Source organism: Fulvimarina uroteuthidis (assembly GCF_034321785.1).
Taxonomy (GTDB): Bacteria; Pseudomonadota; Alphaproteobacteria; order Rhizobiales; family Rhizobiaceae; genus Fulvimarina; species Fulvimarina uroteuthidis.
The window spans coordinates 22256-37328 of the sequence record NZ_JAXLPB010000009.1; the positions used below are offsets into that span (position 1 = coordinate 22256).

Consider the following 15073-nt stretch of genomic DNA (forward strand, 5'->3'; position numbering starts at 1 on the left):
GGTCGCTGATCTGGGTTCAGTTCGCCGAATCGATGATCGACTGCATTTCCTCTTCACCTGCTTCGAGGGCGGCCTTCGCCTTATCCGCGCTGCTGGCGAACCAGGCGGCGCTGAGCGCGGTGATCCATGGACCGTTGCGCGAGTTGATGAGATCGTTGAAGAGCGTTGTGTACGGCGTATGCCCGCCTGCCATGGCCTCGGCGGAGATGGCATAGCGATCGTCGAGATCCTTCAGGGCTTCCTTGGCGATATCGCCGCGGACCGGAACGACGCCGTTGTTTGCAAGGATCGTCTGACCTTCCAGCGAATAGGCGAACTGGATGAAGGCTTCGATCGCCGACACTTTTTCGTCGGGGGTGCCGTGCGAGATCACGATATTGTCGCCCCCCGCGAAGGACGACCATTCGCCTTCCGTCTGGCCGGGAAGAAAGGTCACGCCGAAATTCAGATCGGGATACCGGTTGTCGAGCGCGCCGATCGCGAAGGAACCGGAGGGTGCGATACCGATATTGCCGTTGGCAAAGGCCGAGAAGAAGTTGGTGCCGCCGTCGGTCTCCGCCCCGGCGGGAACAAGGCCGTCCTCGACCATGCCGCGATAGAATTCCACGGCCGCGACCATTTTGGGATCGGTGAGCGTCGCCTTGCGGCCGTTCTCCTGAAGCAGGTCGCCGCCGGAGGCCCAGATCAAGGGCGCGAAGGTGAAGATGGCGCAGCCACCGCACTGGCCGGAGAAATAAAAGCCGTAAATATCATCGCCGAGCCCGGCGATCGTCCTGGCCTGGTCCTCGATTTCGGCCCAGCTTTTCGGACCCTTCTCCGGATCGAGGCCGGCTTTCTCGTAAAGGTCCTTGTTCCACAGGAGAATCGAGGCATCGCCGGAGAAGGGCAGCCCGTAGATCCTGTCTTCGAAGGTCGCGACCGAGAGATGGGCCTTCGACAGGCTGTCGAAATAGTCGAGGGACTTGGCGAAATCCGTCATGTCCTTCAACTGGCCGGCCTCCGCGAAGGCCGGCGTGTAGATGAGGTCGAGGGACAGGGCGTCGGGGGCCGAGCCGCCCGCCGAGGCGATGGCATATTTCTGCACGAGCTCGTCGGTGGTAACGATCTGCAGCTTGGCCGTGTGCTCGCCCTTGGCGTTGAAGGCGTCCACAAGCTTCGGCATGTATTCCGAGCCGTCCGAGCGCACCCAGAGCGAGAACTCCTCGGCGCGGGCGAGGCCGCTCCATGCGAGTGCGGCCATCATGACCGCGCCGGTGATCTGATGTTTCATGCTGTCTCCTCCCTGCTTCGAACGTGTCGGCTTTTGGCAAAGCCGGGTTGGATCGAATCAATCTGGTTAAACGTTTGCTCAACCGATCGAGCGACCGTATGCCTCATCGGGGAGTCATGCGGTCCCGGCGGTTTTCGCCGTTCCACAAGATCCCCGTATGACGATCCGGTATGGTTGATGCCGCAGACCCGGTTCGACCCGCTTCCCGTCGACGATGTCGAGGAGCGAGAGCCCTGCGCTGCGACCGAGATCCAAAAGTCCCATATCCATCGTCGTCAACGGTGGACGCGTCGCGGCTGCGAAGATCTCCCAATTGTCGAAGCCGACGATGGCCACGTCCCCGGGAATGCCCACGCCAAGCCGCGTTGCACCGTCGATGAAGCCGCGCGCGATCTGGTCGTTGCCGCAGAAAACGGCATCGGGCCGCTTGTCGGGCGCGGCGGTCGTCAGCAGCTGTTGCGCCATGTCCCAGCCATGGGCCTCCGACCAGGTGCCGTAGATTGCCGGTGCCGGCGCGCTCAGACCGGCTTCGGCCAACGCGGCGCGCCATCCCTCCTCGCGGTAGCGCGCGGCGGCAAAATCCTTCGGACCGGTGATATGGGCGATTCGCGTGCGGCCGATCGACAGAAGATGTTCGGTGGCCGCGCGCGCAGCGCCGACATCGTCGGGGTTGAAGCCGATCGCCCCGTCCGGGCAGGCCGACATGACATAGACGGTCGGGATCGACTTGACCGTTTCCGGCAAGGTGAGGCCGCGATCGACGCGGCGATTGGCGACGACCAGCCCGTCGACACATTTCTCCTCCATCGCCTCGAAGGTTCTGAGTTCCAGAGCCGGATTGTCCTGCGTGGAGGCGAGAAAGACCGAGACGCCGCGATCGTGCATCGCCTGGGACAGACCTGCCGCCACAGGCAGGGTGAAGCGACCATAGGTATCGTTGGTAACCAGTCCGATCGTGAAGGAGCGTTTCTGCACGAGCCCACGGGCCATCATGTTCGGGCGATAGCCGATCGACAGCGCGGCCTCCCGAACGCGCACACGCGTCTCGTCCGCCATGCGACCGGTGCCGTTGATCGCGCGAGAGGCGGTCGCCACACTGACCTCCGCCGCCGCCGCCACGTCGCGAATGGTCACGCGGGCCGTCATGCAACCGGCCCGGCGAACAGGCGAGGCCTGCAATCATAGCCATGGAAGCGGGATTCGATCATGCGCTTCTTCCTCCCAGAGCCAGCGAAAGATCTGTTGAGATAACGTTTGCGCAAACCCGATGCGCTGTCAAGCCGTGAGCCGCGTGGAATCCGAGGGTCTCGATTGTCTGATCACGATCGCCCGGCATCGCACGAGGCATAGTCAAGACCTGTTCGCTTGCCGCACGCATGGTTTCCCTGCCTTTCGGCCCATTCGTTCGCGAAAAAGCGGGTGGCAGGCGAGTTGAGCGGGATTTCATCATGGCAGCGATCGACATGGCCACGCATGGTGGCGATCCGCCGTTCCATGTCCGTCAGGTCGCCGCGAGCCAAATTCGCCTCTCAACAGGCAGTCTTGAATCATGCTCCCGATGACGTGGGATTCCACGTCGCCAACAGGGCCTGGTTTCAATCGGGCAGGCTTCGGGCGAGAATATCCACCGCCCGGGCAATCTGCCCCTCGTCCAGCGCCGCGTAGCCGAGACGAAGGGCGTGCGGCGCGGCGAAATCAAGGGCGAAGCGTGGTCCGGGCAGAAGCGCGAGCCCGGCCGGTTCGGCGCGCTTCGCCCAGCTTTCGGCTGAAAAGTCCACGCAACGCAGCCACAGCGCCAATCCGCCCGCAGGACGATCGAAGACAATCCGCCCATCCAGATGCGCCGACAGCGCCGACGTCAGGACATCGCGCCGGGCGCGATAGATGCGACGCGCCTTCCTCGCATGGCGGCCGAGATCGCCGTCGCGGATCAGGTCCGCCAGCGCGGCCTCAAGCGGGGTGTCGCCCTGCCGGTCGATGGCCGCACGGGCGGCCGCCATGCGGCCGAGCAGCGGCTCGGGGGCCATGGCATAGCCGAGGCGAAGACCCGGCGAGAGCAGTTTGGAGAACGAACCCACATAGATCAGTGACATATTGGCAGGGGCGCGGCCCGCAAGCGGCAGGACCGGGCGTCCCTCGAAGCGGTATTCGTGATCGTAGTCGTCCTCGATCAGCGTGATGCCGTGGCGCTCGACCAGATCCAGGAGCTGCAGCCGTCGCGCCGCGCCCATGGTGACCGTGGTCGGATATTGGTGATGGGGCGTGACATAGACGGCAGCGATGCGCGGATCGTCTTCGATTGCCGCATCGAGCGCCGCGACCGACAGCCCGCCCGCATCGACGGGAATGCCGCGCACGGCAGCACCCGCGGCCCTGAAGGCCTTCCAGGCCAACGGATAGCCGGGATCTTCCACGGCAATGACTTGACCCGGCTTTACCGCCGCCTTGGCCGCCAGGAACAGCGCCATCTGGCTGCCGCGTGTGATCAGCAGCCGTGCCGGATCGGCGACCACGCCCCGGTCCGAGGCGAGGTAGGACGACAACGCGTGACGCAGGACCGATGTGCCGCGGGCATCGCCATAATCGGTCCCGCCGCGGAAGGCCGGCGACAGCAATGCCCGGCGGAAGGCCCGCGCGAGCGCCTTGTCCGGCACCAGCCTGGGATCGGGCGCGCCATCGCTGAAGGCGAGACGCGGACGAACAGGCGCAGACCGCAACGGAGCGGGTACCGGAACCGGCTCCGCCATGCTCTCCGGCAAATCCTGCGCAACGAACGTGCCACGTGCCGGCTCGGCATGCAGCCAGCCCTGCATCGTGAGCTCCTGATAGGCGGCATCGACCGTATTGCGGTGAACGCCGAGCTGGCGCGCCAGGGCCCGGGTCCCGGGCAGACGGGCGCCGGGTTTGAGGCGGCCACGCATGATGTCGCGGGTGATTGCCCCGGCGATCGCCAGAAACAGCGGGCCGGGCGCGTCTTTCTCGATCTCCAAGGCCAGCGGGTCGGATGCCATGCAAACCGGCCTATCTCAAATTTTCAGAACTGGCTCTTTTATATAGGCCGGATTTTCGCGAGAGACATGACGAAACACAAGAGGTCCCCATGTCGAAATCCGCCCTGATCCTGCGCCATCTCGCTTTCGAGGACCTTGGCGGCCTTGGCCCGGTGCTCGAGGACGAAGGCTACCGGCTGAGCCATGCCGAAGCTGGCATCGATGCCTTGCCGGATGCGCTCGGCACCGATCTCCTGGTGGTGCTCGGCGGCCCGATCGGGGTGAATGACATGGAAGCCTATCCCTGCATGAAGACAGAGCGCATCTGGCTGGCCCCCCGTCTGGCCGCCCGCCGCCCGACACTCGGCATCTGCCTTGGCGCACAGCTCATGGCGGCGGCGCTGGGCGCAAGGGTCGCCGCGATGCCCCGCAAGGAAATCGGCTTTTCCGCCCTGACGCTGACGGAGAGAGGCATCAACAGTCCGCTTCGCCATTTGCGGGATGGGCCTGTTCTCCACTGGCACGGCGAAGCCTTCGATATCCCGGATGGCGCGGACAGTCTCGCCGGAACGGCGGCCTGCGCGACCCAGGCCTTTGCCATGGGCCCAACCATTCTTGGGCTGCAATTCCATCCCGAAGCAGGCGAGCTGCCCGCCTTCGAACGCTGGCTGATCGGCCACAGCGTGGAACTGGCTGAGGCCCGCATCGACCCGGCCAGCCTGCGCCGCGACGCCATCGCGCATGGTCCGGCGCTGAGGCGTGCCGGCCAATCCATGCTTCGGGCGTGGCTGCGGGACTTGCCGGCATGACCGCGATCACCCTTCTGACCGGGCGCGCCAGGCCGCTGGTGGGCAGCGACGCGCAAAGCGGCATCATGAAGACGATGGTAGACAGGCCGCTTCGGCTCGGCCCCGAAGGCTTCGAAGACGACGAGCAGGCGGACCGGCGGGTGCATGGCGGCGTCGAAAAGGCGGTGCATCATTATCCGCTGGATCATTATCCGCTCTGGCGTGAAGAACTCGGCGACCTGCCGCCGCTTGGCGCTCCCGGCGGATTTGGCGAGAACATCTCGGCATCCGGCCCGACCGAAACCTCCGTCGCAGTGGGGGGTGTTTTCCGGCTGGGCACGGCACTCCTGCAGGTCTCGCAGGGGCGGCAGCCCTGCTGGAAACTCAACCGTCGTTTCGCGGTGCCTGACATGGCCCGCCGCGTGCAGCAGAGCGGCCGCACAGGCTGGTATTACCGGGTGCTGGAAGACGGACTCGTGAAGACGGGAGACCGGGTCGAACTGGTCGATCGCGTCGCGCCGGACTGGACGCTCCGCCGGCTCTGGCATGCGCTTTATGTCGACCGGCTGAACCTGGACGAACTGAAGGGCATCGCAGCCCTCGACGTGCTGGCCGAAGGCTGGCGGAACTATGCGGTGCGGCGGCTCGAGAGCGGCCGGGTGGAAGATTGGCGCAACAGACTGGACGGCACGCCATGACCTCTCCTCCCTTCGTGATATCGATCCAGAGCCAGGTCGTGTTCGGCCATGTCGGCAATTCCGCGGCCGTGTTTCCGATGCTGGCGGCTGGGCTGGAGGTGGCGGCGATCCCGACGGTCATCTTCTCCAACACGCCCGACTATCCGACGCTGCGTGGCCAAGCGCTGCCGCCGGAATTCTTCTCGGACCTGTTGCAGGGCGCACGCGAGCGCGGCCTGCCGGAACGCGCGGATTTCATCCTGACCGGTTATATCGGCTCGCTCGACGTGGCGCTGATGGTCGCGGATTTCGTGGCCGAGGCCAAGGCCGTCAATCCGCGCCTTGTCTATCTCTGCGATCCGGTGATGGGCGACACGGGCCCCGGGCTCTATGTGCCGGAAGCCATTGCCGGCGTCATGCGCGACCGATTGCTGCCGATGGCCGACATCGCGACGCCGAACCCGTTCGAACTGAGCTGGCTGACCGGGCAGCCGATCGCGACCATGGCGGACCTCGAAGCCGCGCGAGCCTTTCTCCGCATCGCGCCCGGAGCCCATCTCATCGCCACGGGGTGCGCGCTCGACGATACGCCCGCCGGCCACATTGAGAGCGTCATACTTGGAGCCGGCGGCGCGAGCCGTCATCCGGTGGAGCACCTGCCGATCGCGCTTCCGGGAACGGGCGATCTGTTCGCAGGGCTGATCGTCGCCGGGCTCGCACGCGGATTTCCCCTGATGCAAAGCGTCGAAGCAGCGCAGCGGCTCACCTCCCGCGCGCTTGACCACGCCCGTGCCCTCGGCGCCGGGGAAGTGGTTCTCAGCGAACCGGAGTTCCGGCGCGCTCTTCTGACGCTCGATTTTTGAATGGGGGTCATGTCAGACCCGCGACCGATGACGTGTAGGTCGGTGGCATGAGCCCCTTGTCGATGAGATTGCGGCATCGACCGCAAAGGTTGCCGCTTCCAAGATCGAAAAAGGAGCTTCTGTTCCCCGCCCTTGCCGCACTTCGCCAGGTCGCATTCCATATCGCATGGAGCTGCCGCACAAGCCGCGAACAAACCCGGCGTTTCATGGGCCATCCATGTGCCCTGGAGTGCCAGTTCGATCTTGCAACTCATTTGAAGTAGACCGCGGAACCCTTTTGATGCAGAGGGTTCGAGCGAAGTGCGTGTCGATGGATCACGACACATGAAAAAGCCCGCTCGCAGCGGGCTCAGTCGGGGGTCCGGTTCAGGAAGATTGGTTGCGGGGAGAGGATTTGAACCTCTGACCTTCAGGTTATGAGCCTGACGAGCTACCGGACTGCTCCACCCCGCGCCAATGCCGAACTTGCGAATCGCGCTTCGTTCGGTGAGCCCTATCTATGCGAGGGTTCGCAGAATGTGAACCCCTCGTGACACGAAATCTCCAGTCTTTTTCGCAAGGCCGGAGATTTGCCGGAAAACCGCCGTTCAGGCGAGCGTTTCGCCGCGATAGCCGGTGAACCGGCACTCGTGAAGGATGCGGCTGGCAATGGTCGCCTTGGTCGCGAACGAACCGTTCGCTTCCAGGCCGAGATCGGCCAATTGCTCGCGGCCGGGATCGGCCGTGAACCTGGGCTTGCCGGACGGGGCGGGCGTCCCGGGCGTGCGGGGCTTGCTGGCGCCGAAGATGACCGTCTTATGATTGAACCACACTGCCTTATTTCCTTGCTGCATGCCATTTTCGTGGTCACCTCACACACTCGATTCGTTGAATCCAGCGAAAAGAGCGCATAGATGCCGTGAATGAAATTCATCCATGACATGGTCCGGATTGCCTGAACATGAACGCCGTCTCCCCGAACATCCTGATCGAGATCGATGTCGCGCAAACCATCGTGGCGATCTGCGAGACCGCGAGCTTCACCCGGGCGGCCGAGAGGATCGGGCGCACGCCTTCTGCGGTCAGCGTCCAGGTTAAGAAGCTCGAGGCGGTGCTCCAGCGCGAGTTGTTCATCCGGCAGGGGCGGAGCGTCACGCCGACGGCGGACGGCGAGATTCTCTGCGGCTTTGCCCGCCGCATGCTGCAGCTCAACGCCGAGACGGTCGGTCACTTCCTGAAACCGGCGATGGAAGGGCGGATCGTCTTCGGCGCGCCGGACGATATCGGCCATATCGCGATACTGCAGATCCTCCAGCGCTTCGCCGCGATCCATCCGCATGTGGAGATCGACGTGCGCCTGCGGACGAGCGACGAGCTGCGTCGGCTTTTCGACCGGGGCAGTCTCGATCTCGCGGTCATGTCCTGCACCGATTACGGAACGCGCGCGCACCGCATCGTCCACACCGAGCAACTGGTGTGGGCAGGCTTGCGCCATGGGGTCGCGGTCGAGCGGGACCCCTTGCCGCTGGCGCTCGCGCAAGCCGGATGCGCGTGGCGCGATATCGCCCTGAAGGCGCTGGAGGAGGCCGGGCGCAATTTCCGCATCGCCTATTCCAGCGAGCATTCCCAGCCGCAGATCGCGGCCGCCCTTGCCGATCTCGCCATCGCCCCCTTGCCCGAAAGCCATGTCGCCGCGCCCCTTCGCCGCTTTGGCGAGGAGGAGGGGCTTCCGCCGCTCGCGCGCTACGAGGTGGCCCTGCTGAAAAGGGATCGGCCAAGCGAAGCCGTCGAGGCGTTGGCGGAGGTCATTGCCGCGACCTTTGCGGAACGGCCGGGCTTCGAGGCGGTGATGGCCGCCGCCTGACGGCGTCACGGCGTCACCGCGCGCGATCGGTTTTCGCGATCCCGCATCGGCTGCGCGGACGATCGAAGCTGCGGGCCGGTCCGGTGCCCCGGGGCGCCGGCGAGCGACACCGAACGGTCGGTCAGGCTCCGGCAGGGCCGAAGGTTCGGGCGGGCGCCCGGTTCACGAACGCCCGAAGCGCAGATCCTTCTCGATCGAGAACGGGGCGCCGAGGCGGATCTTGTAGATCTGATAATTCTCCATGATGCGCTGCACATAGGCGCGGGTCTCGCCGAAGGGGATCCGCTCGACCCAGTCCACGACCTCGTCGAGCGACTTGCCGCGCGGATCGCCGAACCGGTCGATCCACTCCTTCGCCCGGCGCGGGCCGGCATTGTAGGCGGCGAAGGTCAGGACATAGGAGCCGCCGAAATCGGCGATCTGCTCGCCGAGGAAGCGCGCGCCGAGCGTGGCATTGTAGCCCGGATCGCTGGTGAGGCGGGCTTGCGAATAGGGCAGGCCGGCGCGCCCGGCCACCGCGCGGGCGGTTCCCGGCATCAGCTGCAAAAGCCCGAGCGCACCGGCGCCCGACCGGGCGTTCGGATTAAAGGCGCTTTCCTGCCGCGCGATCGAATAGGCAAGGGCCTTGCCGGCGGACGAGATGTTGGCGGAGGCCGGAATGACGCCGACCGGATAGGCCAGCGCCGGCGCATCGACGCCGCGATAGCTGGCAAGCTTGCCGACCGTGAGCGAGAGATTGTGGTCGCCGCGCCGTTCGGCCATCACGGCGAGCAGGGCGAGCTCTCCGGGGCTGTCCAGTTCGCGTGCAAGATCCCGGTACAAGGTATCGGCCCGCCAGTGCGATCCGATCGCCTCGAGGCGGCGGATCGCCTGCACCGCTTCGCGCCGGTCGAAGCGCTGGCGGTCGGCGCCCGAAGGGTTCGGATAGGCGATCTGGCCGGGCGAACGGCCCAGCCGGTTGGCCGCAAGCTGCCCGTAATAGGTGGTCGAGTGGCGCGCAGCTTCCGCGAAATAGCCGGCCGCGTTGCCGCCGCCTCCCGCTTCGGCCGCCCGGCCGAGCCAGTAATAGCCGCGCGACAGCGAGATCGGCTTGGAAGAGACTTTCAGGATGTTGGCGAAATGGCCGTGCGCCTTGCGCGCGTCGCGCAGGAAGCGCAACGCGATCCAGCCGGCGTGGAATTCGGCTTCGGCCCGCTCGACATCGTCCTCGGCCGAATGGCCGGCGACCACCTGATAGGCGAGCTTGGGCTGGTCGAGGTCGAGGAGATCGCGGGCGATGATCCGGCGTTCGTTCCACCAGGCGTCGGGATTGATGAGAACGCGCGGATCGCGCGGCGCGTTCAGAAGCAGGTTGGCGGCATCGGAGATGCGGCCGGACTTGCGCAGATGCTCGAGCGTGGCGAACTGGTAGCCGGTGGCCCGCTGGTCCTGCGGCACCTGGGACAGGAGCGCGCCGGTATTGCCGTCGCCGCGAATCGCCGCCGACCAGGCCCGGAAGAGCGAGGTCGCCTCGGCGAGATTGCGCACCCGGTCCGCGTCGGCGATGCGATCGCGATAAAGCAGCGCGGCCATGCGGTGGCGGTGATCGTCGCGCGTCAGCAGCGATCCGAAATTCGACAGGACCGCGGTTTCGTTCGCCCGCTCCATCCGGTCCTCGCGCCAGAGGCGGGAGATGATCGTCCTCGCCTGGCTGGTATTGCCGCTCTGCAGATGGGCCCTGGCCAGCGCCATCGTGCCTTCCGGGCTTTCGGGAGCGCCGGTGGAGAAGGCGCGCAGCACGTTGGCCGCCGGCTGCTTCTCGCGCCAGAGGGCTTTTTCCGAGTTCTCGCGCAAGGTCGCCATGCCCGGCCAGCCCGCAAGCTCGGCGGACGCGGCCGCGATCTCGTAGGACGGGACGTTGGCGGCGCCCGAGAGCGCGATGGCCCAGGTGAGGATCTTGTGATCGAGCGTGCCGCGGGCGAGCCCCTCGCGGATGGCGCGGGCCCTCGTCTCGTTACGGTCGGAAAGCGCCTGGAGCCCGTCCTTCAGCCCGCCGCGAATGGGCGCGATGGCGCTGGTGCGGGCGCCGGTCGCCGCAAGCGAGGCGGCGAAGGCGCCTGCCGATGCGGGGAGCGCGGACGGTGCCGCACGCGTCAGCGGGTTCGCCGGGGCGGTGACCTCGCGCCCGAACCGCCACGGGTCGAGGCCCGATCCGCCGGTGCGCAGGTCGCCCGTCGCCAGAACCGTCGAGCCGGTGGTGATCCGATCCGTCGTGCCGGGACGGTCGACCGGGACCGGCACCCCTTGCGAGGAGGCGGGCGTTGCGGCGGCGGCCAGAAGCGCGGCGGTAAGAAGCAGACGGCGGCGGAAGGAGGCGGCTGGCATCATGGGCGAGGAACGTCTTTTCTTGGCGTGTTTCGCGTGTGCCGCGTCCCGGGCCGACCTTTGCGTCGTGCGCTTCACACCCGTGAAACCACGAACACCGAAGATCGCCCTGCGGCGTCGGGATGGTTGCGAAATCTCTCACGACTACACTTAAGGAGCCGTTACGGCTTCTTTTAAGACCTGCGACGACGCGCCGTTCACGGTTGCGCGATCGAAGCGGGCTGCCTTCTCCTTGCGCAGGGTGGCGGTTTGCGAACCATTGTGTTCGGCCGGCGGGCGCGCGAAGCTCCCGTCGGCCCCATGCGGAACCTGAACCGGAACCCGAAATGGCACTGAAAACCTCCCTGGCGGGGCAGACCTTCGCCTTCGCCGACCTGCGAACCCTGCTCGCCAAGGCCTCGCCCGAGCGATCGGGCGACCATCTGGCGGCCATCGCCGCGTCGAGCGCGCTCGAGCGCGTCGCGGCCCAGCATTGCCTCGCCGACATGCCGCTGAAGATTTTCGCGGGACTCGAGCTGATGCCCGAGGTCGACGACTGGGTGTCCGACCTCATCGCCGGCCAGCACGATGCGCGCGCGTTTTCGCGCGTGGCCTCGCTGACCGTGGGCGAACTGCGCGAGCATCTGCTCTGCGCGGACCCCGCCGAACTCGAACGCCTGACCTATGCGCTGACACCGGAAATGGTGTCGGCGGTCTGCAAGCTGATGCGCAACCAGGATCTGATCGCCATCGCCGCCCGGCGCAAGGTGGTGAAGCGCTTCCGCTCGACCGTCGGCCTGCCGGGAAGGCTTTCGGCGCGCAACCAGCCGAACGATCCGACCGACGACAGCTTCGGCATTGCGGCAAGCCTTGTCGACGGGCTCGTCATGGGTTCGGGCGACGCCGTCCTCGGCGTCAATCCGGCGACGGACAGCGTCGAGGACTATGGCCGCGTCTGCCGCATTCTCGACGATGTGCGCGCGGCCTACGACATTCCCACCCAGACCTGCTGCCTCGGCCATGTGACGACCGCGATCGAGGCGATCGAGGCCGGGGCGCCGGTCGACCTCGTCTTCCAGTCGATCGGCGGATCGGCCAAGACCAATCGCTCGTTCGGCGTCAGCCTCGGCGTCCTGCGCGAGGCGCAGGACGCGGCCAGCAGCCTCAACCGGGGCACGATCGGGTCGGACTGCTTCTATTTCGAGACCGGCCAGGGCTCGGCGCTCTCGGCCAACGGTCATCACGGCGTCGACCAGCAGACGATGGAGGTGCGTGCCTACGCGCTCGCCCGAGCCTTCGACTGCCTCCTCGTCAACACCGTCGTCGGCTTCATCGGTCCGGAATATCTCTTCGACGGCCGGCAGATCATAAGGGCCGGGCTCGAAGACCATTTCTGCGGCAAGATTCTCGGTCTGCCGATGGGTGTCGACGTCTGCTACACGAACCATGCCGAGGCCGACCAGAACGATATGGACGTCCTCCTGACGCTCCTGTGCGCCGCCGGCGTCAATTTCGTCATCACCGTGCCGGGCGCCGACGACATCATGCTGAACTATCAGAGCCTTTCCCATCACGATCTGGCCTATGCGCGCGAGACGATGGGCCTGAAGGCGGCACCGGAATTCCTGGACTGGATGGTGCGCCAGGGCATGATGGACGACAATGGCGCCCTGATCCCGGCACCGAATGCGCTCGCGGCGGCGTTCGACCGGGTCGAGACGCTTCTGGAGGCCAGATGAGCACCGATCACGACGATCACGGCGACGACGTCCAGCGCACCGAGCACGAGCGGGGCGATACCGCGGCGGTTGCGTTGGCGCCCGCCATCGTCGCGCCGCCGGACCGGCTAACCCGGCTGAAGGACCGGACCGATGCGCGGATCGCGCTTGGGCGCGCACGGTCGGGATTGCCGACCGCGCCGCATCTGAGGTTTGCGCTCGACCATGCCATGGCGCGGGACGCGGTCCATTCCGCGCTCGACATCGAAAGCCTGTCGGCATCGTTCGCGGCCCTCGGCTTCGAACCGTTCCGGGCGACGAGCCAGGCGGGGGACCGCACGCACTATCTGGCGCGGCCCGATCTCGGCAGACTGCTCGACGTGGACAGCCGGCACGAGCTGGAGGTCGAGGCCGGCGGGGATCTCGCCATCGTCGTTGCCGACGGGCTTTCGGCGACCGCCGTCAATCTCAACGCGGTCGAGACCGTCGAGGCGCTGAAGACGGTGTGCGATCTCGACATGCGGCTCGTCCTTGCGACCGGCGCCCGCGTGGCGCTTGGCGACCATATCGCCATCGCCCTGTCCTGCGAGACCGTTCTCGTCCTCATCGGCGAGCGACCCGGCCTGTCGGCCGCCGATTCCCTCGGCGCCTACGTCACCCACCAGCCGCGTCCCGATATGGAAGACGCCGAGCGCTTCTGCGTCTCCAACATCCGCAGCGGCGGCCTGAAACCCCGGGACGCCGCGCGCCGCATCGCCGATCTCATCGAAACGGCCCGCGAACGGGGTTATGCGGGCGTGACCCGGCGGGACGAGGCAAAGCGCATCGAGGACTGACGCGGCGCGGCGGGAAGGCGCCCGATGGAAGCTTCCTGCCGAAAGCCCGGTGCCGATCGCCGAAGGCTGCGATGCCCAAGCGTTTCGTGCCTGCGCGGGTCTCTTCCATCCGTGCAATTACCGATCCCCATTGGCATTTTCCCTTGCGACGGTGTATCCGCCTCGTTCAGGTTCAAACGGCCGGGAGAGGCCGGTCGGGGCGCGTTCGCGATCGCAAGATGTCGCCGCCTCGTCGGGAGATACGAAGAGGCAACCATGTTCAAGGGTTCGATGCCGGCGACGATCACGCCGTTCACCGAAAGCGGCGCGTTCGACGAGGCCGGCTATCAGGACTTCATCACCTGGCAGATCGCGGAAGGCTCGTCCGGGCTCATTCCGGTCGGGACCACGGGCGAGACACCGACGCTGACCCATGCCGAGCACCGGCAGGTGGTGGAGCTCTGCATCAAGACCGCGAACGGCAGGGTGCCGGTGATGGCGGGTGCGGGCTCCAACAGCACGGCGGAAGCCATCTCGCTCGCGACCTTCGCCGAACAGGCCGGCGCGGACGGCGTCCTCGTCGTCACACCCTATTACAACAAGCCGAACCAGCGCGGCCTCTATGCCCATTTCGCGGCGGTCGCCGGGGCGGTCTCGATCCCGGTCTTCATCTACAACATTCCGGGTCGGTCGATCATCGACATGACACCGGAGACGATGGCGCGGCTTGCCAACGATTTTTCCAACATTGTCGGTGTGAAGGATGCGACGGCGAAAATGGACCGGGTGACCGAGCAGCGCCAGCTGTGCGGGCCGGATTTCGTGCAACTGTCCGGCGAGGACGTGACGGCGCTCGGCTTCAACGCCCATGGCGGCGTCGGCTGCATCTCGGTGACGGCGAACGTCGCGCCGAGGCTGTGCGCGGACATGCAGGCGGCGTGCGCCGCCGGCGACTACGCCAAGGCGCTGACCTATCAGGACAGGCTCGGACCCCTGCACAAGGCGCTGTTCATCGAGCCGAACCCGGCAGGCGTGAAATATGCCCTGTCGAAGATCGGCAGGTGCCGCAACCTTCTTCGCTCGCCGATGGTGCCGGTGACCGACGAGACGGCCGGCGTCATCGACGACGCCCTTCGCCATGCCGGCCTGATCGATTGAAACTTGCGGGTCCTTGCCCAATCTTAAGGGGCCGAACTCCCACGGACGACCGGAAAGGCCGAAGGCGCGGATGCGTTCTTCCAGAAGCGAATGGCGAAAAAGAAGAAGTCCAGCGGAAGCAATGTCGCCGCCGAAAACCGGAAGGCGCGTTTCAACTACGCCATCATCGATACGCTGGAAGCGGGGCTTCAGCTGACGGGCACGGAAGTGAAATCCCTGCGCGAAGGCAAGGCCTCGATCGCCGAGGCCTATGCGACGGAAGAGCAGGGCGAACTCTGGCTGATCAATTCCAACCTGCCGGAATATCTGCAGGCCAATCGCTTCAACCACAATCCGAAGCGCCGCCGGAAGCTGCTCGTCCACAAGGCCCAGCTCAACCGCCTTGCCGGCGCCGTCCAGCGGGACGGCATGACCCTCGTGCCGTTGAAGATCTACTTCACCGACAATGGCACGGCAAAGCTGGAACTGGCGCTGGCCAAGGGCAAGAACGCCCCCGACAAGCGCCAGACCATCAAGGAGCGCGAGTGGAACCGCCAGAAGCAGCGCCTGATGAAGGAAGGCTGAGGCGGGTTCGGCTGCCACGGCTGGCGCGGGGCCAGTGATCGGTG

Annotated in this window: 14 protein-coding genes and 1 tRNA gene; 8 read left to right on the forward strand and 7 right to left on the reverse strand. The window is 66.1% G+C overall.

Annotation, left to right across the window (positions count from 1 at the left end):
* Window positions 1-16 precede the first annotated feature (16 nt).
* The 4 genes from U0C82_RS18030 to pdxR all read right to left on the reverse strand — a co-directional run bounded on the left by U0C82_RS18030 (window position 17) and on the right by pdxR (window position 4281).
* Window positions 17-1270, reverse strand: coding sequence for an ABC transporter substrate-binding protein (locus tag U0C82_RS18030; RefSeq protein WP_322189128.1), 1254 nt, complete (start codon window positions 1268-1270; stop codon window positions 17-19).
* A gap of 114 nt (window positions 1271-1384) precedes the next feature.
* Window positions 1385-2404 (reverse strand): LacI family DNA-binding transcriptional regulator, encoded by a 1020-nt coding sequence (locus U0C82_RS18035; protein WP_322189129.1) that lies wholly within the window; start codon window positions 2402-2404, stop codon window positions 1385-1387.
* 185 nt (window positions 2405-2589) lie between these two features.
* Window positions 2590-2766 carry a hypothetical protein gene (locus U0C82_RS18040; protein ID WP_322189131.1) on the reverse strand — a complete coding sequence of 59 codons (177 nt, stop codon included), beginning with the start codon at window positions 2764-2766 and terminating at the stop codon, window positions 2590-2592.
* Window positions 2767-2865: 99 nt separating this feature from the next.
* On the reverse strand, window positions 2866-4281 hold the full coding sequence (gene pdxR, locus U0C82_RS18045) for a MocR-like pyridoxine biosynthesis transcription factor PdxR (RefSeq protein WP_322189133.1): 1416 nt from the start codon (window positions 4279-4281) through the stop codon (window positions 2866-2868).
* A gap of 89 nt (window positions 4282-4370) precedes the next feature.
* On the opposite strand from pdxR, the gene U0C82_RS18050 reads away from it, so the two are divergent.
* The 3 genes from U0C82_RS18050 to pdxY are packed head-to-tail and all read left to right on the forward strand — an operon-like array spanning window position 4371 to window position 6588.
* Complete coding sequence (locus tag U0C82_RS18050) at window positions 4371-5069, forward strand: glutamine amidotransferase (protein WP_322189135.1); 699 nt, start codon at window positions 4371-4373, stop codon at window positions 5067-5069.
* A complete protein-coding gene (locus U0C82_RS18055; protein ID WP_322189137.1) occupies window positions 5066-5746 on the forward strand; it encodes an MOSC domain-containing protein in 681 nt (226 codons plus the stop codon). The genes U0C82_RS18050 and U0C82_RS18055 overlap by 4 nt, the downstream gene beginning before the upstream one ends.
* Window positions 5743-6588 (forward strand): pyridoxal kinase, encoded by an 846-nt coding sequence (pdxY, locus tag U0C82_RS18060; protein WP_322189139.1) that lies wholly within the window; start codon window positions 5743-5745, stop codon window positions 6586-6588. Before U0C82_RS18055 ends, pdxY begins: the two co-directional genes overlap by 4 nt.
* Window positions 6589-6964: 376 nt before the next feature.
* Here the strand turns inward: pdxY and U0C82_RS18065 are convergent.
* Window positions 6965-7041 (reverse strand) — tRNA-Met (locus U0C82_RS18065).
* Window positions 7042-7175: 134 nt separating this feature from the next.
* Window positions 7176-7400, reverse strand: coding sequence for a hypothetical protein (locus U0C82_RS18070; RefSeq protein WP_322189141.1), 225 nt, complete (start codon window positions 7398-7400; stop codon window positions 7176-7178).
* Window positions 7401-7528: 128 nt separating this feature from the next.
* Between U0C82_RS18070 and U0C82_RS18075 the strand changes: the two genes are divergently transcribed.
* Window positions 7529-8431 (forward strand): LysR substrate-binding domain-containing protein, encoded by a 903-nt coding sequence (locus U0C82_RS18075; protein WP_322189143.1) that lies wholly within the window; start codon window positions 7529-7531, stop codon window positions 8429-8431.
* 162 nt (window positions 8432-8593) lie between these two features.
* On the opposite strand, the gene U0C82_RS18080 is transcribed toward U0C82_RS18075, so the two are convergent.
* Window positions 8594-10795, reverse strand: a complete 2202-nt coding sequence (locus U0C82_RS18080) for a lytic transglycosylase domain-containing protein (protein WP_416186722.1) — start codon at window positions 10793-10795, stop codon at window positions 8594-8596.
* A gap of 326 nt (window positions 10796-11121) precedes the next feature.
* Between U0C82_RS18080 and U0C82_RS18085 the strand changes: the two genes are divergently transcribed.
* From U0C82_RS18085 to smpB, 4 genes are all read left to right on the forward strand, one after another.
* Window positions 11122-12513: an ethanolamine ammonia-lyase subunit EutB gene (locus U0C82_RS18085; protein WP_322189147.1), complete on the forward strand. Its 1392-nt coding sequence runs from the start codon at window positions 11122-11124 to the stop codon at window positions 12511-12513.
* Window positions 12510-13328 carry an ethanolamine ammonia-lyase subunit EutC gene (gene eutC, locus U0C82_RS18090; RefSeq protein WP_322189149.1) on the forward strand — a complete coding sequence of 273 codons (819 nt, stop codon included), beginning with the start codon at window positions 12510-12512 and terminating at the stop codon, window positions 13326-13328. Before U0C82_RS18085 ends, eutC begins: the two co-directional genes overlap by 4 nt.
* 255 nt (window positions 13329-13583) lie before the next feature.
* Entirely contained in the window at window positions 13584-14465 is an 882-nt protein-coding gene (gene dapA / locus U0C82_RS18095; RefSeq protein WP_322189151.1) for a 4-hydroxy-tetrahydrodipicolinate synthase, read from the forward strand.
* A 90-nt stretch (window positions 14466-14555) separates the two neighbouring features.
* On the forward strand, window positions 14556-15029 hold the full coding sequence (gene smpB / locus U0C82_RS18100; RefSeq protein WP_322189153.1) for an SsrA-binding protein SmpB: 474 nt from the start codon (window positions 14556-14558) through the stop codon (window positions 15027-15029).
* The last annotated feature ends 44 nt before the right edge of the window (window positions 15030-15073 follow it).